The sequence below is a fragment of the Variovorax sp. V116 genome (genome assembly GCF_041154435.1).
Lineage (GTDB): Bacteria > Pseudomonadota > Gammaproteobacteria > Burkholderiales > Burkholderiaceae_C > Variovorax > Variovorax paradoxus.
The window spans coordinates 2768398-2788342 of sequence record NZ_AP028661.1 but is presented as its reverse complement, the minus strand read 5'-3'; the positions used below and the strand labels follow the sequence as shown (position 1 = coordinate 2788342).

The following is a 19945-nucleotide window of genomic DNA, read 5'->3' as shown; positions in this document are numbered from 1 at the left end:
GATGACTTCGCCCTTTCCCATCAGTTCTACCCTTCAGACCGCGATCGACGAGATCGTCGACGCCGCCGCAAAAGCCGATCGCCTCGATCGCGTCGCCGCGGTGCTGCGCGACATCACCGCCCGCTTCCACGCGCTCGGCGAGCTGGTCCATGAGGCAAGCGACGATGAAGTCCTGCTGTGCGCGAACGACACGCTGACGATCTATCACATCACCCTCACGCCGGGCCTGCAGTACCCGCCTCACAACCACTTGATGGATGCCCTCATCGGCATCTACCGGGGCAGAGAGACAAACTTGATCTACCCGCTGTCCGACGGTCGGCTGCAGGTGCCGGAGCGGCGCGAAGCCATCGCACCCGAGGTGGTTCACCTGCCTCCCGATACCGTGCACGCGGTGGCGAACCCGGGCACGGCGCGTTCGGGCGCATTGCATGTGTACCTCGGCAATCTGCTGCACACGAAGAGGCAGATGTGGCGCTTCGCGGGGGATCGGCCCGGCGTGTTCGACAACCAGCGGTATCTGGCCGAGGCGCGCGCCATCGCGCCCTGATCAACAGGTCCCCAATGCCCGCAGGGTCAAGGGCTTGGCTGCGGTCTGCAGGAGGTGGAACATGGCGCCATGTCTTCGCCAAGGCACCGATACATCAGCGTCGGCGGCACGCAGATCTTCTACCGCGAGGCGGGGCCGCCGGATGCGCCGGCGCTTCTTCTGCTCCATGGGTTTCCGTCGTCGTCCGTGCAGTTCCGCCATCTCTTGTGGACGCTGGCCCATCGATGGCGGCTCGTCGCACCCGACTTGCCGGGCTTTGGATTCAGCGCCGTCCCCGACCACCGCCATTTCGCCTACACCTTCGCTCATCTTGCCGAGGTGATCGAAGGCTTTGTCCGGGCCATGGGCATCGAGCCTCGCGCCCTCTACCTTCACGACTATGGAGCGCAGGCCGGATTCCGGCTGCTGGCAAGCGCGGCCCTGCGGCCGGCGGCTCTCGTCATCCAGAACAGCGAGGCTTATTTCGATGCGGGCCGTACCGATGCATGGTCGTCCGCCGAAGCCTATTGGCGCGATCCCTCGGACGCCAACCGCGAGAGGATGCGTGCTTCGCTTCTCAACGAAGATGGCATCCGCCGCGAGTTCGTCGAGCAGCTTCCCGCGCACATCGCCGAGCGCATCGATCCCGCGGTCATCCGCCTGGCATGCGACCACGTCCAGCGGCCGGGCGTGGCCGATGCGCTGCTCGATCTTCATCGCGACTATGGGAGCAACGTCGCGTTCTATCCTGCGATCCAGGCGCACCTGCGCCGCTCTCGCCTTCCGACCCTGATCCTCTGGGGACGGTGCGATCAGTACTACCGGCCAGCGCAGGCGGAGGCCTTTCGCCAGGACCTGCCGGACGCCGCGATCGAATACTTCGACGGCGGCCACTGGCTTCTCGAGACGCACCCTGGCGAGGTGGCTGCGGCCGTGCAGGACTTTTTGCAGCGGCACCTCGCGCCGCCGGCCCTTCGTCCACTTCACGAAATGCGAGGCGTCCAATGAAAGAACCCATCTTGCCGTGGAGCACCTGATGCCGACCCGACGCTATGCCATTCTTGAAGCGCCCTCCACGCTCGGCCTGTCGACCGACGGTGTGGAGCGCCTGCCCGGCCGGCTGCTGGAACTGGGCCTAGCAGACCGCATCCATGCGCGCCGTGCCGGGCGACTGGCCGTTCCGCCGAAAGACCCGAAGCCCGATCCATCCACCCTGGTGCTGAATGCCGATGCGATCGCGTCATGGTCGCCCACGCTCGCCGATGCGGTGGAGAAGGTCCTGGACGCGGGCGAGTTTCCGATAGTGCTCGGCGGCGACTGCACGATCGTGCTGGGTTCGATGCTCGCGCTGCGCCGGCGCGGCCGCTACGGCCTGTTCTTCATCGACGGCAACGCGGATTTCTTCCAGCCCGAAGCCGAACCCAACGGCGAAGGCGCGTCCATGGACCTGGCCTTCGTCACCGGCCACGGGCCGGCGCTGCTGACCGACCTGGAGGGCCGCCGTCCGCTGGTGCGGCCCGAGGACACCGTCGCCTTTGCATTCCGCGACCACGAAGACCAGGCCCAATTCGGCAGCCAGCCTTTGCCGGCGGAGCTCATGGCCTGCGATCTCCCCGCCATCCGCCGCCTGGGTGTCGAAGCCGCAACCCGTGCGGCCATCGACCACCTGACGCGGCCCGAGCTCGACGGCTTCTTCATCCACCTGGACGCCGATTGCCTCGACGATGCCCTCATGCCGGCGGTCGATTTCCGCGTACCGGGCGGGCTGTCATGGGACGAACTGTCGACCGCGCTCCGGCTCATCCTGGCGAGCGGAAAGGCCGTCGGCATGGAGGTCACCATCTACAACCCGCGCCTCGACGGGGACGGCAGCGCCGGCAGCGGCCTTGCTGCGGTGCTGGCCGAGGCGCTGGGGACGGCCGCGCCTGCTTGAGGGGGTGGGGCCTCCTGGCGAATCGTGGCCGCCCCTTATCCACGAGGCGGGATCGCACCGAAATTTGCGATCCCGATTCATCATCAATCGAACTTGACCAAGTCCTTGAAGATCAGCTGACCCCAGCTATTTCCGCGCGCCTGCACAAGCAGTCCACCTTCCGAAAGCCCGCCAAGCTTGATCGGCGCGAAACCGAGGTTTTCCGCAAGCGCACCGATCTCCGCCGCGGCGCCGTCATCGTCGCTCGCCAGGAACACGACTCTCCTGCCGCCATGTACGGCCGGGTCTTGTTCAAGGACTGCGGCGGCCAGATGGTTGAAACCCTTGACCAGCCGTCCACCAGAGAAGGCCTGCGCGACGGCCTTGGAAGAAGGCTGTCCTCCCAGTTCCTCGGGGGACACGCCGTAGGCATTGGTCACGTCGACGATGGTCTTTCCTTGCCAGCTGGGCAGCGCCTTCGCGACATCCTTGTGCGACTCGAATCGGACAGCCAGAAAGACGACGTCCGCCTTGACGGCTTCCGCCAGGGTTTTGGGAATGACCTCGGGCCCGATCGCGGCCGCGGCGGATGCAAAGCTTTCCGGGTCGCGCGTGGTTGCAACGGATACCTCGATGCCGCTTCGGGCAAACGCCTTGGCCAGGGCCTGGCCGATGCTGCCGAAGCCGATGATTGCGTAGCTCATGAATTTTCCTTTTGGTTTTGGCGTCAGATCTGCGCCAGGCCGCCGTCGACCGCGACCTCGCTGGCGGTCATGAAGCTGCTGTCCTGCGACGCGAGAAAGGCAGCCGCCGCGCCGATCTCCGCCGGATCGGCCATGCGCTGGAGCGGATTCATCGAGGCAAAGACCTTCATGCCCTCCTCGCCCAGCACTGCCCTCGCGAGGTCGGTCGCTGTCGGCCCGGGTGACAGCACGTTGACCCGGATGCCGGTGCCCTTCAGGTCCTCCGCCCAAGTCCGCGCGAGGTTGCGCACGGCCGCCTTGCTCGCGCTGTAGGTGCTGAAGGCCGGGGCACCCGTGGTGCCGGCGCTCGAACCGGTCAGGATGATCGAGCCGCCCTTGCTCATCAGCGGCAGCGCCTTCTGGACCGTGAAGATCGTGCCCTTCACATTGGTGTCGAAGGTTTCGTCGATGTGCTCGGCGGTGATCTTGCCGAGCGCAAGCGGGCTTCCCGCCCCGGCATTGGCAAAGACGACGTCGAGCGTTCCGCGCTCGGCCTTCACCGCCGCGTAGAGCCGGTCGAGGTCGGCCTCGTCGGAGACCGAGCCCTTCACGGCGCGGGCATTGGGCCCGAGTTCGGCCACGGCGGCGTCGAGCGCTTCCTGCCGGCGGCCGAAGATGAAGACGAAGGCGCCCTCCTCGATGAAGCGCTTTGCCGCGGCGCGGCCGATGCCGGTGGCGCCGCCGGTGATCACGGCGGTCTTTCCATTCAGTCTGGTCATGTCATGGGATCCATAGTTGAAGTTGCACGGAAGCAGGGAACTGCTTGAGAACAAGTATGGAGTTCTGATAACCTAAGGACAAGTATGCACTTTTTGGTAAGTATGAAAAAATGACGACGCCTTCTTCTCATCCAACCTGCGGTACCGGTGGCTTCTCCTGCGGGCTCGACGCCACGCTGCGCATCATCTCGGGCAAGTGGAAACCGTTGATCCTGTTTTTCCTGCGCGACGGCCCGAGGCGCTACGGCGAGCTCAAGCGCTTGATCGAAGGCGTCAGCGACAAGGTGCTGATCCAGCATCTGAAGGATCTGGAGGCCGATCGCGTGCTGGCGCGGACCGACTACAAGGAGGTGCCGCCGCGCGTGGACTACGCGCTGACCCCGCTGGGCCGCAGCCTGGCCGAAGCGATCGTTCCGCTGTGCACCTGGGGAACCGAGCACATGGCGGAAGTGGCAAGCATCTTCGCCAAGCGCGAAACTTTGTCCTAGCGGGATGGAGAAGAGCCGCTGAGTCGGAAGACCCTCCGCATTCGCGGGAGGGCGGCTGGTCGAATTCTTCCGATCAGAGTGTCAGGCTGCGCGGCAGCGGCCGGACGCGGCATCGTTCTTCACTCCCACTCGATCGTCGCCGGCGGCTTGCTCGACACGTCGTAGGTCACGCGATTGATCCCGCGCACTTCATTGATGATGCGCCCCGACACCTTCTTGAGCAGCGCATACGGCAGCTCGGCCCAGTCGGCGGTCATGAAGTCGCTGGTCTGCACGGCGCGCAGCGCCACCACGTAGTCGTAGGTGCGGCCGTCGCCCATCACGCCGACGCTCTTCACCGGCAGGAACACGGTGAAGGCCTGGCTCGTGAGGTCATACCAGCTCTTGCCGCTCTCGTCCTTGAAGTTGCGCAGCTCTTCGATGAAGATCGCGTCGGCGCGGCGCAGCAGGTCGGCGTATTCCTTCTTCACTTCGCCGAGGATGCGCACGCCCAGGCCCGGGCCGGGGAACGGGTGGCGGTACACCATTTCGGGCGGCAGGCCGAGTGCCACGCCGAGTTCGCGCACCTCGTCCTTGAACAGGTCGCGCAGCGGCTCGAGCAGCTTGAGGCCGAGCTGCTCGGGCAGGCCGCCCACGTTGTGGTGGCTCTTGATGGTGACGGCCTTCTTGCTCTTGGCGCCGCCCGATTCGATGACGTCGGGGTAGATGGTGCCCTGCGCGAGGAAGGTGGCGCCCTTGACGGCCGGTCGGCCGTCAACTCCATTTTTGCCGCCGTCGCCTGCGGCCTTGAGCTTGGCGGCCTCCTGCTTGAACACAGTGACAAACTCGCCGCCGATGATCTTGCGCTTGGCTTCGGGGTCGCTCACGCCCGCCAGCTTGCCGAGGAACAGCTCGCTCGCATCGACGCGGATCACCTTCGCGTGCAGCTTGCCCTCGAACATCTCCATGACCATGTCGCCTTCGTTCAAGCGCAAGAGGCCATGGTCGACGAACACGCAGGTCAGCTGGTCGCCGATGGCGCGGTGGATGAGCGCGGCCGCCACGCTCGAATCGACGCCGCCCGAGAGGCCGAGGATGACTTCCTCATCACCCACCTGCTCGCGGATCTTGGCCACGGCTTCGGCGATGTGGTCGCGCATGACCCAGTCGGGCTTCGCCTCGCAGATGCCGAGCACGAAGCGCTCGAGGATCGCCTTGCCCTGCACCGTGTGCGTGACTTCGGGGTGGAACTGCAGCGCGTAGTAGCGGCGCGCCTCGTCGGCCATGCCGGCGATGGGGCAGCTGTCGGTGCTGGCCATGAGCTTGAAGCCGGGCGGCAGCTCGGTGACCTTGTCGCCATGGCTCATCCACACGTTGAGCATGCCGTGGCCTTCGGGCGTGGTGAAGTCGGCAATGTCCTTCAACAGCGCGGTGTGGCCATGCGCGCGCACGGACGCAAAGCCGAACTCGCGCTTGTGGCCACCCTCGACCTTGCCGCCGAGCTGGTGCGCCATGGTCTGCATGCCGTAGCAGATGCCGAGCACCGGCACGCCCAGGTCGAACACGGCCTGCGGGGCCTTGTCGGTGGTCTCTTCGTACACGCTCGCGTGGCTGCCCGAGAGGATCACGCCCTTCAGGTGGCCGTCGGCTGCGTATTCGCGCACCCATTCGTCGCTGACGTCGCAGGGATGCACTTCGCTCAGCACATGCGCCTCGCGCACGCGGCGCGCGATGAGCTGCGTGACTTGCGAGCCGAAATCGAGAATGAGGATCTTGTCGTGTTGCATGGCGAAAGGACTCAGAGCGTTGAAATGTCGAACAGCTTGACGCCCGCCTTGGGCGCGGCCTGGAGGAGTTGCTCGTCGAAGGTCGCGAGCGGGAGATTGAGCGAGCGCGCGAGCCAGAGGTAGCCCGCATCGTAGAGCGACACCCCGGCGTCGATGGCCACGGCCAGCACCGCCTTGTGCTGCGCGGGTGCGAGTTCGTGCAGCTCGACGCGATGGCGGATGGCGTCGAGCACGCTCCACAGCCCCTCGACCGCGGACGCCGGAATGCGGCCGCTGCGCACGCCGTTGGCAAGGATGTTGGCGCACTCCCACTGCCAGGCGTTGGGCGCCTGCGGCTCCACCTCGTCGCGGCGGATGGCGGCGTAGAGCTTGCGGGTGTGTTCGCTGGCCTGGTCGGGCAAGAGCCAGGCGGCGGTGACGGAGGCGTCCATGACGAAGGCTGTCACGATTGGCGCCCTTCGTCGAGGAGTGCCCGCACCGGGTGGCCGGGCTGGATGGTGGCGTGCAGCGCGTCGATCTGGCCGAGTTCGCGCTCGATCTGCTCGTCGGTGATGACCGGCTTGCGCCGCACCGGCAGCATGCGCACCACCTCCTTGCCGTGGCGGGTGATGCGAACCTCCTCGCCCTTTTCGACCAGCTCGATCAGGGCCGAGAAGTTGTTCTTGGCTTCAGCGATGCCGATGGATTGCATTTGGGCCAGAAAATTTGAATCTGGCCTGAATTCTAATGCCAATCTGGCCTGACTTTCAAGGTCTGGCCAGATTGGGCTTGCTCATCACTTATTCAGCCCGGTAGTTCGGCGCTTCTTTCGTGATCTGCACGTCGTGCACGTGGCTTTCGCGGATGCCGGCCGTGGTGATCTCGACGAACTCGGCCTTGTTCTTCATCTCTTCGATGGTGGCGCAGCCGCAGTAGCCCATGCTCGCGCGCAAGCCGCCCGACATCTGGTAGACGATCGATACCATCGAGCCCTTGTACGGCACGCGGCCTTCGATGCCCTCGGGCACCAGCTTGTCGGCGTTGGGATTGCCGGTGGTCGATTCCTGGAAGTAGCGGTCGGCGCTGCCCTGCTGCATGGCGCCAATGGAGCCCATGCCGCGGTAGCTCTTGTAGCTGCGGCCCTGGAACAGCACGATCTCGCCGGGCGCCTCTTCGGTGCCTGCGAACATGCCGCCCATCATCACGGTGCTCGCGCCCGCGGCAATGGCCTTGGCGATGTCGCCCGAATAGCGGATGCCGCCATCGGCAATCAGCGGAATGCCGGTGCCCTGCAGCGCGGTGGCCACGCTGTCGACCGCCATGATCTGCGGCACGCCCACGCCTGCCACGATGCGCGTGGTGCAGATCGATCCAGGGCCGATGCCGACCTTGACCGCGTCGGCGCCGGCATCGGCCAGCGCGCGGGCCGCATCGCCGGTGGCGATGTTGCCGCCGATCACGTCGACCTGCGGATAGTTCTTCTTGACCCAGCGCACGCGCTCGATCACGCCGGCGCTGTGGCCATGCGCGGTGTCGACCACGATGGCGTCGACGCCGGCCTTCACCAGCGCCTCGACGCGCTCCTCGGTGCCCGCGCCCACGCCGACCGCCGCACCCACGCGCAGGCGGCCGCTCGGATCGCGCGCGGCGTTGGGAAAGCTGGTCTGCTTGGTGATGTCCTTGACGGTGATCAGGCCCTTGAGCTCCCATGCGCTGTTGATGACGAGCAGGCGTTCGAGCTTGTGCTTGTTGAGCAGCGCCTTGGCCTCGGCCAGCGTGGTGCCGTCGGGCACGGTGATGAGCTTGTCGCGCGGCGTCATGATCTCGCTCACCGGCACGTCGTAGCGGTTCTCGAAGCGCAGGTCGCGCCCGGTCACGATGCCCACCACCTTGCCGCCGTCGAGCACCGGGAAGCCCGAGATGCCGAGTTCGTCGGACAGTTGCATGACCTGCAGCACGGTGTGCGTGGGGGTGATCACCACGGGATCGCGCAGCACGCCCGATTCGTAGCGCTTCACCTTGGCCACCTGCGCGGCCTGCTCGGCGGCGGTGAAGTTCTTGTGCACGATGCCGATGCCGCCTTCCTGCGCGATCGCGATCGCGAGGCGTGCTTCGGTCACCGTATCCATCGCGGCGGAGACCAGCGGCAGATTCAGCGTGATGTTGCGGGAGAAACGGGTGGCGAGGGAGGTGTCCTTGGGCAGGACCTGGGAGAACGCTGGCACCAACAACACGTCGTCGAAGGTGAGCGCTTTGCCGAGAAGGCGCATGGGTGAAGCTCCAAAAGACGGATTGTAGCGACCGTCGGTACTTACCCGCCCTGCCAGGGGCTTCAGCCGGCCGTGGCCGGGCCGGCAAGGCGGCGAAAACGTAGCCAAATCCCAACTCGCCGGCAACGAAAGCCGGGCGCTCTCATGTTGCAAAACGTAAGGAAGGCTAAACTCGCCGCATGAAATTCGCGCATTGGCTCGTACTGGGATGTGTTTGCCTGCTGCCGCTCTCGGCCAGCGCGCAATGGCAATGGATCGACAAGAGCGGCAAGAAGGTCTTCAGCGACCAGCCGCCGCCCACGGACGTGCCGGAAAAGAACATCCTGCGCCGCGCGGGCTCTCCGCCGCCCCGAGGCGGTTCGGCGCCGGCCGCTGCCGATGCCGATGCGCCCGACGCCGCGGTACCCAAGGCCGCGGCCGCGCCCAAGCCCGCGGGCGTCGACAAGGAACTCGAGGAAAAGACGAAGAAGGCGCAGGCCGAGGAAAAGGCCAAGCAGGCCGCCGAGGCAGAGAAGAACGCCAAGGCCAAGGCCGACAACTGCGATCGCGCGCGCCAGGGCAAGGCCACCTTCGACAGCGGCATCCGCGTGGCCAAGATCAACGCCAAGGGCGAACGCGAAATCATGGACGACGCGGCCCGGGCCGCCGAGCAGAAGCGTCTTCAGTCGATCATCGAAAGCGACTGCAAATAAGCAGCCCGCGCCGGTTCAGTAGCCGGCCTTGCCGCCCTTGCGGCGGTTCGCGAAAAGACCGGTGCCGCGCGCACCCTGGCGCTGGAAGCGCTCGCGGCGCGCCACCTTCGGATCGACCGCCAAGGGCCGGCACAATTCGACGCGGTCGCCGTCCTCGAGCGGCTGCTCCCAGCCGACTTCCCTGCCCCAGATTCCCGGCGTCATGGCCTCGCGCCAATCGAGCTGCGGAAAGCGCTGCAAAAGATCGCTGGCCTTCACGGCATCGGCCACGGTGGCTTGGGACGCGAGCCGCAGCACCTGCTCGAACACCTCGCGCGGCGCGGGCGAGCAGCAGAGCGTGACTTCGATCATCAGGACGTGCCGTAGACCTGCTCGGCGCGCTTGACGAAGGCTTCGACCAGGCTGGAGGCCACGGTGTCGAACACCGGCCCCACCAGCGCCTGCAAAGCAAAGTTGCTGAAGCCGTAGCTCATGTGCAGCTCGACGCGGCAGGCGCGCTCGCCGGGTTCGCCCACGGGTGCAAACTTCCAGAGACCGTCGAGGTTGGAGAAGGGTCCATCGACCAGCTTGAGGTGCACCTCGCGCCCCGGCACGTGCGTGTTGCGGGTGGTGAAGCTCTGGTGCAGGCCGGCAAAGGCCAGGCCCACTTCGGCGGTCATGCCGGCCTCGTCTTCCTCGATGACCCTGGACTTGTCGCACCAGGGCAGGAACTGCGGATATTTCTCCACGTCGGTGACGAGCGCGTACATCTCTTCGGCGCTGTACCAGATGAGGACGGACTTGTTGACGGTTTTCATAGAATCGGGACAGCGTGCGCGACGGATTGTATTGAAGCCATGCGCCCCCACCTTTCCGAGCCATGGCCACCAAGAAACAAGATACCTCCTCCCGCATTGCCGACAACAAGAAGGCCGCGTACAACTATTTCTTCGAAGAACGCTTCGAGGCCGGCATCGTGCTCGAAGGCTGGGAGGTCAAGTCCCTGCGCGAAGGCAAGGTCCAGCTGACCGACGGCTACGTGGTGATCCGCGACGGCGAACTCTTTGTCGTGGGCCTGCAGATCAACCCGCTCAAGAGCGCCTCGACCCACGTCAACCCTGACTCCATCCGCACCAAGAAGTTGCTGCTGCACAAGGAAGAGATCCGCCGCCTGGTCGGCAAGGTCGAACAAAAGGGCTACACGCTGGTGCCGCTCAACCTGCACTGGAAGGCCGGCAAGGTGAAATGCGAAATTGCGCTCGCCAAGGGCAAGGCCGAGCACGACAAGCGCGACACCATCAAGGACCGCGAAGGCAAGCGCGAGGTCGAGCGCGCGATGAAGAGCCGCAGCCGCTAGTTCTTTTTTTGCGCGGCATGGAATAAAACGCCGCTTGCAGGCGTTTGTGCGGTGTCATCGGATCCTCGGTGCCGCCAACTTCCAGGAGTCTTCCATGTCGCCTCTTCGCCTTTCCTGCGCCGGCCTTGCCGCCGCGCTGCTTTCCGGCCTGCTCGCGCTTCCCTCGTTCGCACAGCCCAAGGCCGCCGACGGTGCGCTGGTCGGCCCCAACGGCATGACGCTCTACACCTTCGACAAGGACACGGCCGGCAGCGGCAAGTCGGCCTGCAACGGCGGCTGCGCGGCCAATTGGCCGCCCTTCATGGCCACCGACAGCGACAAGCCCTCCGGCGACTTCACCATCGTCACGCGCGACGACGGCAAGAAGCAATGGGCCGCCAAGGGCTGGCCGCTCTACTACTGGTCCAAGGACAGCAAGCCGGGCGACAAGACCGGCGACGGCGTCGGCGGCGCCTGGAAAACCGCCAAGCCCTGATCCTCGCGCGCGCTCCCGCTCCCCATGGACGCCCGCCTGCTGGCCGACCAGATCCCGAGCCTGCGCCGCTATGCGCGCGCGCTCACGGGCAACGCCTGGGCGGCCGACGACCTGGTGCAGGACACGCTCGAGCGGGCCTGCAGCAAGTGGCGGCTCTGGGTGGTGGGCAGCGACCTGCGCGCCTGGTTGTTCACGGTCATGCACAACATCTTTGCGAGCCAACTGCGGCGCACGCCGCCGCCGCACAGCGTGGTGCCGCTGGAGGACGCGGTGCAGGAGCTGCATGGCGCCGCCGATCCGGGCCGCGACCCCGGCATGGGCCTGGACCTGCAGCGCTGCCTGATGCAGCTGCCTGAAGAGCAGCGCGCCGTGCTGCTGCTCGTCACGCTCGAAGACCTTTCCTATGCCGAGGTGGCCAAGGTGCTCGGCATCCCCGCCGGCACCGTGATGTCGCGCCTGTCGCGCGCCCGCGTCCGGCTGCAGGAGCTGATGGACGGCGCCGCTGCGCCGCATCGCCCCGGACTGCGCCGCCTCAAGTGAAACCTGCCGCTCCATCATGAATCGCCCTGCCCCGCCCCCCACCGACGACGAGTTGCATGCGCTCATCGATGGCCAGTTGGCACCGGAACGCCGCACCGAGCTCGAGGACGCCGTCGCGCACGATCCGGCCCTTGCGGCGCGGGTGGCGGCCTGGCGCACCCAGCGCGACGCACTGCGCCGGCTGCATGGAGAGCTGCTGGTAGAGCCCGTGCCCGCGCCCCTGATGAACGCGCTCGATCGCAGCCAGGCCCGGCGAGGCCATTGGATGCGATGGGGCGGCATGGCGGCCGGCGTGCTGGTCGCCTTTGCCGCCGGCTGGCTCGGCAATGCCCAGTGGTCGATGCAGCGCGCCGCTTCGGCCCAGTTGGCCAGGGCGCCTGCGATGCGCGAGTTCGTGCACGACGCCTCCATTGCCCACGCCGTCTATGCGCCGGAAAAAAGGCACCCGGTCGAGGTGGCTGCCAGCGAGCAGCAGCACCTCGTGCAGTGGCTGTCCAAGCGCCTGGACAGGCCGCTCAAGGTGCCGGACCTGACCGCCATGGGCTACACGCTCGTCGGCGGCCGCCTCTTGCCCGGGGAAAGCGGCGCGCGCGCCCAGTTCATGTTCGAGGACGCGGCCGGCGAACGCATCACGCTCTACATCGGCACCCTCGACAGCCAGGCCGCCGCCGGCACCGCCGCATCGCGCGAAACAGCCTTCCGTTTCGCGTCCGAAGGACCGGTGCCCAGCTTCTATTGGATCGACCAGGGCTTCGGCTATGCCGTTGCCGGCAAGCTACCGCGTGAAGTTTTGCTGAAACTCGCGACGCTCGCCTACCGCGATTTGTCGTGAGGCCGGCATAAACTGCCGTGTCGCGCAACCACTGCCTTGTTTTCGCGATTTTTCAACTGAAGGAGAAACTGCATGAAATTGCTCAGCGCCTCGATCCTCGCGGCGGCATTGCTCGCCGGCTGCGGCGGCATGTCCAACAAGACCGCCAGCGCCCCCGACACCCCCACCCGCACCGCCGATGGCGTGCTGGTCGGCCCGAATGGCATGACGCTGTACACCTTCGCCCGCGACACGGCCGGTGCAGGCACCTCCGCCTGCAACGCCCAGTGCGCCGCCAACTGGCCGCCGCTGCCGGTGGCCGAAACGGCCAAGCCGATGGGTGGCTACACCATCATCGTGCGCGAAGACGGCAAGAGGCAGTGGGCCTACAAGGGCTGGCCGCTCTATTACTGGACCAAGGACAGCAAGCCGGGCGACAAGACCGGCGACGGCGTCCTGAACGGCGCCTGGAAGGTGGCCCGCCCCTGATCCCGTGATCGCCTGATCGCGCTCCAACTCGAAGGCCCCGGCAGATGTCGGGGCCTTTTCTTTTTTGGCTCGCGCAAGCGGCTCAGTGGGCGGTGGGAAGCGCGTCGTCGGCCACGGTGGCGCGGCGCCCGCGCAGCGCCAGCAGCTCGTTGAAAACCAGCGCACCGATGACCAGCGCGCCGCCGGTCAGCACGCTCGCAGCCGGCTCCTCGCCCGCGCCGATCCAGGCCAGTGCAATGCCGAAGATCACCTCGAGCAGCGCGAGCAGCGCCACCTCGGGCGCCTTGAGCACCTGCGCGCACAGGACCGCCAGCACGCAGGGAATGGCCAGCTGGAAAACACCGAGGAAAGCGAGCAGGCCGAGATCGTGCGCATTGGCCTGGAACGGCAAGGCAAAAGGCAGCGTGAGCAGCGCGCTCAGCGCCGCGCCGATCAGCACCGCGGGAACCAGGTCGATGTCATGTCCCTTGGCGCGCGCATGCTGGACCACCGTCCAGTTGGTGGCGCCCGCGAGCGGCACGCACAGCGCCACCAGCGTTCCGAGCAGCGATCCGCCCGCCGCTCCGCCCTGCATCAGTTGCGTGCCGTACATCCACGCGATGCCGAGGCCCGCCACCACGATGGCCACCCAGGTCCGCACGGGCAGGCGGTGGCCGATGAACAGGCGCGCGGCCAGCGCGGTGAGCAATGGGCCCAGCGACATCGTGACCAGCACGCTGGCCGTCGAAGCCAGCGTGAGCGCCACCATGAAGGCCGTGAACATCACGGTCCAGCAGACGCCCGAGATCCAGAGCTCGCGCCCGCCCGAGCGGATCTGCGAGAACACCGCCCGGCCCCGCCAAAGCGGCAAGATCACCAGCAGCGCAAGCATCGTGAAGAAGCTGCGCCAGAAGGTGATCTCGAAACTGTGGGCCTGCGCCAGGTGCCGCGTGACAACGCCCGCCGTGGCCCACATCAGGGTCACGGCAACCATCAGCCACACGGCTCCGCCGTGGGTCAGGCGCAGCAGCACGGCTGGATGGCGATCAGCTCGCCATTTCGCGGCTGGCGCGCTTGCGCTCGTTTTCCTTGAGGAAACGCTTGCGCAGTCGCACGCTCTTGGGCGTGATCTCGACCAGCTCGTCGTCCTCGATGAATTCCACGCCGTATTCCAGCGTGAGTTCGATCGGCGGCGTGATCTTGATCGCGTCTTCCTTGCCCGAGACACGGAAGTTGGTCAGCTGCTTGGTGCGCGTGGCGTTCACCACCAGGTCGTTGTCGCGGCTGTGGATGCCCACGATCATGCCTTCGTACACCGGATCGTTCGCCTTCACGAACATGCGGCCGCGGTCGTCCAGCTTGCCCAGGGCGTAGGTGAAGATTTCACCGTCGTCCATGGAAATCAGCACGCCGTTCTTGCGGCTGCCGATCTCGCCCTTGTGCGGCTCGTAGCTGTCGAAGATGTTGCTGATGAGGCCCGAGCCGCGCGTCAGGTTCAGGAATTCGTTGGTGAAGCCGATCAGGCCGCGCGCCGGAATGCGGTACTCCAGGCGCACGCGGCCGCGGCCGTCCGGTTCCATGTTGACCAGCTCGCCCTTGCGCTCGCCGAGAGCCTGCATCACGCCGCCCTGGTGCTGCTCTTCGATGTCGGCCGTCACCAGCTCGATCGGCTCGTGCTTCTCGCCGTTGACGGTGCGGAACACCACGCGCGGCTTGGACACGGCCATTTCATAGCCTTCGCGGCGCATGTTTTCCAACAGGATGGTCAGGTGCAGTTCGCCGCGGCCCATCACCTCGAAGATGCCTTCTTCGTCGGTCTCGTTCACGCGCAGCGCCACGTTGTGCTGCAGTTCCTTCTGCAGGCGGTCCCAGATCTGGCGGCTGGTGACGAACTTGCCTTCGCGGCCGGCCAGCGGGCTGGTGTTGACGCAGAAGTTCATGGTCAGGGTCGGTTCGTCGACCTTGAGCATGGGCAGCGGCGACGGATTGGCCGGATCGGTCACGGTCACGCCGATGCCGATGTCGGCAATGCCGTTGATCAGCACGATCTCGCCCGGGCCGGCTTCGGTGGCCTGCACGCGGTCCAGGCCCTGGAAGGTCAGCACCTGGTTGACGCGGCCCTTGACGGTCTTGCCGTCCGGACCTTCCATCACCAGCACGTCCATCATGGGCTTGAGCGTGCCCTGGCTGATGCGGCCCACGCCGATGCGGCCGACGAAAGTCGAGAAGTCGAGCGCCGAGATCTGCAGCTGCAGCGGTGCGTCCGGATCGCCCTTCTGCGCCGGCACATGCTTCAGGATGGTGTTGAACAGCGCCGACATGTCGGGGCCCCACTGCTCGCCGGGCGCACCCTCTTCGAGCGACGACCAGCCATTGATGCCCGAGGCGTACACCACAGGGAAGTCCAGCTGTTCGTCGGTGGCGCCGAGCTTGTCGAACAGGTCGAAGGCGGCGTTCACCACCTTGTCGGGGTTGGCACCCGGCTTGTCGACCTTGTTCACGACCAGGATCGGCTTCAGGCCCAGGGCCAGCGCCTTCTTGGTCACGAAGCGCGTCTGCGGCATCGGGCCTTCCTGTGCGTCGATCAGCAGCACCACGCCGTCGACCATCGACAGCGCGCGCTCCACTTCGCCGCCGAAGTCCGCGTGGCCGGGGGTGTCGACGATGTTGATGTGCGTGCCTTCCCAGGTCACGGCGCAGTTCTTGGCCAGGATCGTGATGCCACGTTCCTTTTCGATGGCGTTGTTGTCCATCACCGTGTCGACCACTTTTTCGTGCTCGGCAAAGGTGCCCGACTGCCGCAGCAGTTGGTCGACCATCGTGGTCTTGCCATGGTCGACGTGGGCAATGATGGCGATATTGCGGATTTGCTTGGTACTCATGGTGTCGCTTCGGTCTGTTGTGCGTTCAAAAGAATTTGCTGGATTTCGATGGGGTTCAGCAAGCGCCCCGGGATCAATTCATTGGCGGCAATGTGCGCCGTGCCCAGGAAGGCCGGAGGCGCTTCGCCGAACACCGCCACATGGTCGGCATCGGGCCAGGTACCGCGGCGGCGCAGGCCGGACAGAAAGCGCCCTGCATCTTCGCTGCCGAGCGTGACGACCGTATGGCCCTCGACCAGGGATTCGGCAGGCAACAATTGCGCCAGCCGCTCTTCCTCGCCCATGGCCTCGAGCGCTTCGAGCGTGATGCACTGCGCCACGCCGAAACCACCGGTGGCCGTGCGGCGCAGCGACGTGAGGTGCGCGCCGCAGCCCAGCGCCTCGCCGATGTCTTCGCCCAGCGTGCGGATGTAGGTGCCCTTGCTCACGGAAGCCACGATCTTGATGGCAAGGCCTGCCGATTCGGCGGCAGCCTGCGTGATCTTCAAGGCATGAATGACCACGTCGCGCGGCGCCCGCTCGATCTCGATGCCTTCGCGCGCGTACTCGTACAGCGCCTTGCCGTCCTTCTTGAGCGCGCTGTGCATCGGCGGAACCTGGCGGATCGGGCCGGTGAACTGCGCCTCGACGCGGGCCAAGTCTTCAGGCGTGACATGCACCGGGCGCTCGGCAATCACCTCGCCCTCGGCGTCGCCGGTGGAGGTCTTGATCCCAAGGCGTGCCGTGGCCTCGTAGGTCTTGTCGGCATCGAGGTGCAGCTGGCTGAACTTGGTGGCCGCGCCAAAGCACAGCGGCAGCACGCCTGTGGCCAGCGGATCGAGCGTGCCGGTGTGGCCCGCTTTTTCGGCGCGCAGCAACCACTTGGCCTTCTGCAAGGCCTGGTTGCTGGAGAGTCCCAGCGGCTTGTCGAGCAACAACACCCCATGCACAGGGCGCCGCTGCACCCTTGTGCGTGGCGCATTCATCGCTAGTCGTCTTTCGAACGCGAAGCGACGGCCTGCGCGATGAGCGCATTCATGTCGGCCGCACGCTCGGTGGTGCGGTCGAACAGGAAGTGCAGCGTCGGCACGGTGTGGATGTGCAGGCGCTTGAACAGGCCGTTGCGCAGGAACCCCGCGGCCTGGTTCAGCGCTTCGGTGGTCTCGGTCACGTCGCCCGTGAGCATGCTGAAGTAGATCTTCGCGTGCGCATAGTCGGGCGTGACCTCGACCGCCTGGATCGTGACCATGCCCACGCGCGGGTCCTTCAACTCGCGCGCGATCAGCTCCGTCAGATCGCGCTGGATCTGGTCGGCAACCTTGAACGCGCGGTTGGGGGCGGCGGCTTTTCTCTTGGGCATGGATACGGTCGCATCGAACGCTTGTTACAGCGTACGGGCGATCTCCTTGATTTCAAAGAACTCGAGCTGATCGCCCTCTTTGATGTCGTTGTAGTTCTTGAGCTTGATACCGCACTCGAAGCCTTCGCGCACTTCGCGGACGTCGTCCTTCATGCGCTTGATCGAGTCGACTTCGCCGGTGTAGATCACCACGTTGTCGCGCAGCAGGCGGAAATGCGCACTGCGGTTGACCGAGCCCGAGGTGATGTAGGAACCCGCGACCGTACCGATCTTCGAGGCCACGAACACCGTGCGGATCTCGGCCGAGCCGATGATTTCCTCGCGGCGCTCCGGTGCCAGCATGCCCGACATCGCGACCTTGATCTCGTCCACGGCGTCGTAAATGATGCTGTAGTAGTTCAGCTGCACGCCATTGCCTTCGGCCAGCTTGCGCGCGCCGGCATCGGCACGCACGTTGAAGCCGATCACGATGGCCTTGGAGGCGATCGCCAGGTTGATGTCGCTTTCGCTGATGCCGCCCACGCCGGCGTACACGATCTGCACCTTGACCTCGTCGGTCGCCAGCTTGAGCAGCGACTGGGCCAGCGCTTCCTGCGAGCCCTGCACGTCGGCCTTGATGATGATGCGCAGCGTCTGCACTTCGCCGGCCGAGAGGTCGGTGAACATGTTCTGCAGGTTCGCGGCCTGGGCCTTTGCCAGCTTGGTGTTGCGGAACTTGCCGGCACGGTAGGTGGCGATTTCGCGCGCACGGCGCTCGTCGCTCATCACCATGAACTCGTCGCCCGCCTGCGGCACTTCGGTCAGGCCCTGGATCTCGACCGGGATCGACGGGCCGGCCGACTTGATGGTCCTGCCGTCTTCGTCGAGCATGGCGCGCACGCGGCCATAGGTCGAACCCGCCAGCACCACGTCGCCGGTCTTGAGCGTGCCGGACTGCACCAGCACGGTCGCGACCGGGCCGCGGCCCTTGTCGAGCTGCGCTTCGATGACCAGGCCCTTGGCGGCGGCATCCACCGGCGCCTTGAGTTCCAGCACTTCGGCCTGCAGCAGCACCTGCTCGAGCAGGTCGTCGATGCCCTGGCCCGTCTTGGCGGACACCGGCACGAACGGCACGTCGCCGCCGTACTCTTCGGGCACCACCTCTTCGGCCACCAGTTCCTGCTTCACGCGGTCCGGGCTGGCATCGGGCTTGTCGATCTTGTTGATGGCAACCACGATCGGCACACCCGCAGCCTTCGCGTGCTTGATGGCTTCCTTGGTCTGCGGCATGACGCCGTCGTCGGCCGCCACCACGAGGATGACGATGTCGGTGGCCTGCGCACCGCGGGCACGCATGGCCGTGAAGGCCTCGTGGCCCGGGGTGTCGAGGAAGGACACCATGCCGCGTTCGGTCTGCACATGGTAGGCACCGATGTGCTGCGTGATGCCGCCGGCTTCGCCCGCTGCAACCTTGGCGCGGCGGATGTAGTCGAGCAGCGAGGTCTTGCCGTGGTCGACGTGGCCCATGACGGTCACGACCGGTGCGCGCGGCAGGGCTTCGGCGGTTTGCGCCGACACGTCCTCGTCGGTGAAGGCTTCGGGGTCGTCCAGCGCGGCAACGACCGCGTTGTGGCCCATTTCCTCCACCAGGATCATGGCGGTGTCCTGGTCCAGCGACTGGTTGATGGTCGCCATCTGGCCCAGCTTCATCAATTGCTTGATGACTTCCTGTGCCTTGACGGCCATCTTGTGCGCGAGCTCGGCCACCGTGATGGTTTCGGGCACGTGCACTTCGAGAATGCGCGCCTCCACCGGTGCGGCCTGCACGTGCTCTTCGTGGCCTCCGCGGTCATTGCTGCCACGGCGGCCGCGCGGGCCTCCGCGCCAGTTGCCGCGGCCGACACCGCCGCTGGCATCGCCGCGGGTCTTGATTTCCTTCTTCTTGGCAGGATCGCCCGCCCAGCTCGAGGAGAGCTTGGCCGACTTGACTTCCTTGCCGGCACCGGCGGCGCCGGGGGCTGCGGCAGCACCCGGTGCGGCCGGCGCGCCGGGGCGCGCTGCGGGCGCGGCCGGCTTGTGCAGCGTGCCCTTGACCGCGGCCTTTTCGGGCTGCGGCTTCTCGGGCGCCTTGTGCGGCACCAGCACGCGCGCCGGTGCGTTCATCATGGCGCGGATGGCTTCGGCTTCGGCCAGGGCCTTGCGGCGGCGCTCGTCCAGGTCCTTGGCGCGGGCGGCTTCCTCGTCGGCACGGGCCTTCGATTCGGCGGCGGCCTTGGCCTTGGCGTCTTCCTTGGCTTGCGTGGCGGCGGTCTGGGCAGCCAGCTTGGTGTCGGCGGCCTGCTGTTCGGCGGCGGCTGCAGCGGCTGCAACAGGCGCTGCGGCCGGCTTGGCCGCTTCCTTGGCGGGCGCGGCCGCGGCTTCGGCGGCAGCCTTCTTCTCGGCGGCAGCGCGCGCGGCTTCCTGCTCGGCCTGCTCTGCGCGCTCGGCCTTCTCGGCCTGTTCGCGTTCGCGGGCTTCGGTTTCTTCACGCAGGCGGCGCTTCTCGGCCAGTTCTTCTTCCTGGCGGCGGATCAGCTCGGCCTGGCGGCGCGCCTCTTCCTCGCGGCGGGCCAGTTCGGCTTCGTCGATGCGGGGTGCGGCAGGTGCCGCGGCGGGCGCTTCGGCCACCGGTTGCGCTTCGGGCGTGGCCGGGTGGCCGTCGTCGCGCTGGATGAAGGTGCGCTTCTTGCGCACCTCGACCTGGATGGTGCGGGCGCGGCCGGTGGCGTCGGCCTGCTTGATCTCGCTGGTCGACTTCTTCGTCAGCGTGATCTTCTTGCGCTCGGGCTCGGCGGTGCCATGGCTGGCTTTGAGAAAGCCGAGCAGGCGCTGCTTGTCAGCCTCGGTGAGTGCATCGGTGGGTGCCGCCTTGGGCACGCCTGCGCTCTTGAGCTGGTCAAGCAAGGTTTCGGGAGTCTTCTTGAGCTCGTTCGCGAACTCGGCGACAGTGGTACTGGACATATTGGTTTCGTGCCTCC

The 19945-nt window shown here is 66.4% G+C and carries 23 protein-coding genes; 10 read left to right on the top strand and 13 right to left on the bottom strand.

The features are described 5' to 3' along the window. Window position 1: 1 nt before the first annotated feature. From ACAM58_RS13310 to ACAM58_RS13300, 3 genes are all read left to right on the top strand, one after another. Window positions 2-550 (top strand): autotransporter, encoded by a 549-nt coding sequence (locus tag ACAM58_RS13310; RefSeq protein ID WP_369662958.1) that lies wholly within the window; start codon window positions 2-4, stop codon window positions 548-550. 69 nt (window positions 551-619) lie between these two features. Continuing rightward, a complete protein-coding gene (locus ACAM58_RS13305; RefSeq protein WP_369662957.1) occupies window positions 620-1537 on the top strand; it encodes an alpha/beta fold hydrolase in 918 nt (305 codons plus the stop codon). 28 nt (window positions 1538-1565) lie between these two features. Continuing rightward, window positions 1566-2462 (top strand): arginase family protein, encoded by an 897-nt coding sequence (locus ACAM58_RS13300; RefSeq protein WP_369662956.1) that lies wholly within the window; start codon window positions 1566-1568, stop codon window positions 2460-2462. An 83-nt stretch (window positions 2463-2545) separates the two neighbouring features. Here the strand turns inward: ACAM58_RS13300 and ACAM58_RS13295 are convergent, their stop codons facing one another. Beyond that, window positions 2546-3145 (bottom strand): NADPH-dependent F420 reductase, encoded by a 600-nt coding sequence (locus tag ACAM58_RS13295; RefSeq protein WP_062366958.1) that lies wholly within the window; start codon window positions 3143-3145, stop codon window positions 2546-2548. A 23-nt stretch (window positions 3146-3168) separates the two neighbouring features. Then, window positions 3169-3903 carry an SDR family NAD(P)-dependent oxidoreductase gene (locus ACAM58_RS13290; RefSeq protein WP_369662955.1) on the bottom strand — a complete coding sequence of 245 codons (735 nt, stop codon included), beginning with the start codon at window positions 3901-3903 and terminating at the stop codon, window positions 3169-3171. Window positions 3904-4013: 110 nt separating this feature from the next. Between ACAM58_RS13290 and ACAM58_RS13285 the strand changes: the two genes are divergently transcribed. After that, complete coding sequence (locus tag ACAM58_RS13285) at window positions 4014-4391, top strand: helix-turn-helix domain-containing protein (RefSeq protein ID WP_012747869.1); 378 nt, start codon at window positions 4014-4016, stop codon at window positions 4389-4391. A gap of 119 nt (window positions 4392-4510) precedes the next feature. Here ACAM58_RS13285 and guaA read toward each other — a convergent pair whose 3' ends face one another. The 4 genes from guaA to guaB form a co-directional block, all read right to left on the bottom strand. Continuing rightward, complete coding sequence (guaA, locus tag ACAM58_RS13280; protein ID WP_369662954.1) at window positions 4511-6157, bottom strand: glutamine-hydrolyzing GMP synthase; 1647 nt, start codon at window positions 6155-6157, stop codon at window positions 4511-4513. Between the two features lie 11 nt (window positions 6158-6168). After that, on the bottom strand, window positions 6169-6588 hold the full coding sequence (locus ACAM58_RS13275) for a type II toxin-antitoxin system VapC family toxin (protein ID WP_012747867.1): 420 nt from the start codon (window positions 6586-6588) through the stop codon (window positions 6169-6171). An 11-nt stretch (window positions 6589-6599) separates the two neighbouring features. Further along, the gene (locus tag ACAM58_RS13270; protein WP_369662953.1) at window positions 6600-6848 is read right to left on the bottom strand and encodes a type II toxin-antitoxin system Phd/YefM family antitoxin; all 249 of its coding nucleotides are present in this window, start codon (window positions 6846-6848) and stop codon (window positions 6600-6602) included. A gap of 88 nt (window positions 6849-6936) precedes the next feature. After that, entirely contained in the window at window positions 6937-8406 is a 1470-nt protein-coding gene (guaB, locus tag ACAM58_RS13265; protein ID WP_012747865.1) for an IMP dehydrogenase, read from the bottom strand. A gap of 179 nt (window positions 8407-8585) precedes the next feature. Between guaB and ACAM58_RS13260 the strand changes: the two genes are divergently transcribed. Next, window positions 8586-9098: a DUF4124 domain-containing protein gene (locus ACAM58_RS13260; RefSeq protein ID WP_369662952.1), complete on the top strand. Its 513-nt coding sequence runs from the start codon at window positions 8586-8588 to the stop codon at window positions 9096-9098. 15 nt (window positions 9099-9113) lie between these two features. On the opposite strand, the gene ACAM58_RS13255 is transcribed toward ACAM58_RS13260, so the two are convergent. Then, on the bottom strand, window positions 9114-9449 hold the full coding sequence (locus tag ACAM58_RS13255; protein WP_278880626.1) for an RnfH family protein: 336 nt from the start codon (window positions 9447-9449) through the stop codon (window positions 9114-9116). Continuing rightward, window positions 9449-9895 (bottom strand): type II toxin-antitoxin system RatA family toxin, encoded by a 447-nt coding sequence (locus ACAM58_RS13250; RefSeq protein WP_062366972.1) that lies wholly within the window; start codon window positions 9893-9895, stop codon window positions 9449-9451. The genes ACAM58_RS13255 and ACAM58_RS13250 overlap by 1 nt, the downstream gene beginning before the upstream one ends. A gap of 62 nt (window positions 9896-9957) precedes the next feature. On the opposite strand from ACAM58_RS13250, the gene smpB reads away from it, so the two are divergent. The 5 genes from smpB to ACAM58_RS13225 all read left to right on the top strand — a co-directional run bounded on the left by smpB (window position 9958) and on the right by ACAM58_RS13225 (window position 12749). Then, window positions 9958-10434 carry an SsrA-binding protein SmpB gene (gene smpB, locus ACAM58_RS13245; RefSeq protein WP_012747861.1) on the top strand — a complete coding sequence of 159 codons (477 nt, stop codon included), beginning with the start codon at window positions 9958-9960 and terminating at the stop codon, window positions 10432-10434. A 94-nt stretch (window positions 10435-10528) separates the two neighbouring features. Next, window positions 10529-10909 (top strand): hypothetical protein, encoded by a 381-nt coding sequence (locus ACAM58_RS13240; protein WP_012747860.1) that lies wholly within the window; start codon window positions 10529-10531, stop codon window positions 10907-10909. A 24-nt stretch (window positions 10910-10933) separates the two neighbouring features. Next, window positions 10934-11449: a sigma-70 family RNA polymerase sigma factor gene (locus ACAM58_RS13235; RefSeq protein WP_062366975.1), complete on the top strand. Its 516-nt coding sequence runs from the start codon at window positions 10934-10936 to the stop codon at window positions 11447-11449. A gap of 16 nt (window positions 11450-11465) precedes the next feature. Next, on the top strand, window positions 11466-12281 hold the full coding sequence (locus tag ACAM58_RS13230) for an anti-sigma factor (protein ID WP_369662951.1): 816 nt from the start codon (window positions 11466-11468) through the stop codon (window positions 12279-12281). 72 nt (window positions 12282-12353) lie between these two features. Then, window positions 12354-12749: a hypothetical protein gene (locus ACAM58_RS13225; protein ID WP_012747857.1), complete on the top strand. Its 396-nt coding sequence runs from the start codon at window positions 12354-12356 to the stop codon at window positions 12747-12749. Between the two features lie 82 nt (window positions 12750-12831). Here the strand turns inward: ACAM58_RS13225 and ACAM58_RS13220 are convergent, their stop codons facing one another. From ACAM58_RS13220 to infB, 5 genes are read right to left on the bottom strand one after another with little or no spacing between them, the layout of a single operon-like run. Then, window positions 12832-13755 carry a DMT family transporter gene (locus tag ACAM58_RS13220; protein ID WP_026284059.1) on the bottom strand — a complete coding sequence of 308 codons (924 nt, stop codon included), beginning with the start codon at window positions 13753-13755 and terminating at the stop codon, window positions 12832-12834. A 19-nt stretch (window positions 13756-13774) separates the two neighbouring features. Further along, window positions 13775-15610, bottom strand: coding sequence for a translational GTPase TypA (gene typA / locus ACAM58_RS13215; protein WP_012747855.1), 1836 nt, complete (start codon window positions 15608-15610; stop codon window positions 13775-13777). Next, a complete protein-coding gene (gene truB / locus ACAM58_RS13210; RefSeq protein ID WP_369662950.1) occupies window positions 15607-16575 on the bottom strand; it encodes a tRNA pseudouridine(55) synthase TruB in 969 nt (322 codons plus the stop codon). Before truB ends, typA begins: the two co-directional genes overlap by 4 nt. A gap of 2 nt (window positions 16576-16577) precedes the next feature. Continuing rightward, entirely contained in the window at window positions 16578-16949 is a 372-nt protein-coding gene (rbfA, locus tag ACAM58_RS13205) for a 30S ribosome-binding factor RbfA (protein WP_012747853.1), read from the bottom strand. A 24-nt stretch (window positions 16950-16973) separates the two neighbouring features. Continuing rightward, a complete protein-coding gene (gene infB, locus ACAM58_RS13200) occupies window positions 16974-19928 on the bottom strand; it encodes a translation initiation factor IF-2 (RefSeq protein ID WP_369662949.1) in 2955 nt (984 codons plus the stop codon). Window positions 19929-19945 lie beyond the last annotated feature (17 nt).

Coding starts and splice junctions, on each gene's coding strand:
- smpB (WP_012747861.1), top strand. CDS start 9,958: ATGGCCACCAAGAAACAAGATACCTCCTCCCGCATTGCCGACAACAAG.
- ACAM58_RS13255 (WP_278880626.1), bottom strand. CDS start 9,449: ATGATCGAAGTCACGCTCTGCTGCTCGCCCGCGCCGCGCGAGGTGTTC.
- ACAM58_RS13310 (WP_369662958.1), top strand. CDS start 2: ATGACTTCGCCCTTTCCCATCAGTTCTACCCTTCAGACCGCGATCGAC.
- ACAM58_RS13270 (WP_369662953.1), bottom strand. CDS start 6,848: ATGCAATCCATCGGCATCGCTGAAGCCAAGAACAACTTCTCGGCCCTG.
- ACAM58_RS13275 (WP_012747867.1), bottom strand. CDS start 6,588: ATGGACGCCTCCGTCACCGCCGCCTGGCTCTTGCCCGACCAGGCCAGC.
- ACAM58_RS13285 (WP_012747869.1), top strand. CDS start 4,014: ATGACGACGCCTTCTTCTCATCCAACCTGCGGTACCGGTGGCTTCTCC.
- ACAM58_RS13235 (WP_062366975.1), top strand. CDS start 10,934: ATGGACGCCCGCCTGCTGGCCGACCAGATCCCGAGCCTGCGCCGCTAT.
- typA (WP_012747855.1), bottom strand. CDS start 15,610: ATGAGTACCAAGCAAATCCGCAATATCGCCATCATTGCCCACGTCGAC.
- ACAM58_RS13250 (WP_062366972.1), bottom strand. CDS start 9,895: ATGAAAACCGTCAACAAGTCCGTCCTCATCTGGTACAGCGCCGAAGAG.
- guaA (WP_369662954.1), bottom strand. CDS start 6,157: ATGCAACACGACAAGATCCTCATTCTCGATTTCGGCTCGCAAGTCACG.
- ACAM58_RS13290 (WP_369662955.1), bottom strand. CDS start 3,903: ATGACCAGACTGAATGGAAAGACCGCCGTGATCACCGGCGGCGCCACC.
- ACAM58_RS13225 (WP_012747857.1), top strand. CDS start 12,354: ATGAAATTGCTCAGCGCCTCGATCCTCGCGGCGGCATTGCTCGCCGGC.
- guaB (WP_012747865.1), bottom strand. CDS start 8,406: ATGCGCCTTCTCGGCAAAGCGCTCACCTTCGACGACGTGTTGTTGGTG.
- ACAM58_RS13300 (WP_369662956.1), top strand. CDS start 1,566: ATGCCGACCCGACGCTATGCCATTCTTGAAGCGCCCTCCACGCTCGGC.
- ACAM58_RS13295 (WP_062366958.1), bottom strand. CDS start 3,145: ATGAGCTACGCAATCATCGGCTTCGGCAGCATCGGCCAGGCCCTGGCC.
- ACAM58_RS13260 (WP_369662952.1), top strand. CDS start 8,586: ATGAAATTCGCGCATTGGCTCGTACTGGGATGTGTTTGCCTGCTGCCG.
- ACAM58_RS13305 (WP_369662957.1), top strand. CDS start 620: ATGTCTTCGCCAAGGCACCGATACATCAGCGTCGGCGGCACGCAGATC.
- ACAM58_RS13230 (WP_369662951.1), top strand. CDS start 11,466: ATGAATCGCCCTGCCCCGCCCCCCACCGACGACGAGTTGCATGCGCTC.
- rbfA (WP_012747853.1), bottom strand. CDS start 16,949: ATGCCCAAGAGAAAAGCCGCCGCCCCCAACCGCGCGTTCAAGGTTGCC.
- ACAM58_RS13240 (WP_012747860.1), top strand. CDS start 10,529: ATGTCGCCTCTTCGCCTTTCCTGCGCCGGCCTTGCCGCCGCGCTGCTT.
- infB (WP_369662949.1), bottom strand. CDS start 19,928: ATGTCCAGTACCACTGTCGCCGAGTTCGCGAACGAGCTCAAGAAGACT.
- truB (WP_369662950.1), bottom strand. CDS start 16,575: ATGAATGCGCCACGCACAAGGGTGCAGCGGCGCCCTGTGCATGGGGTG.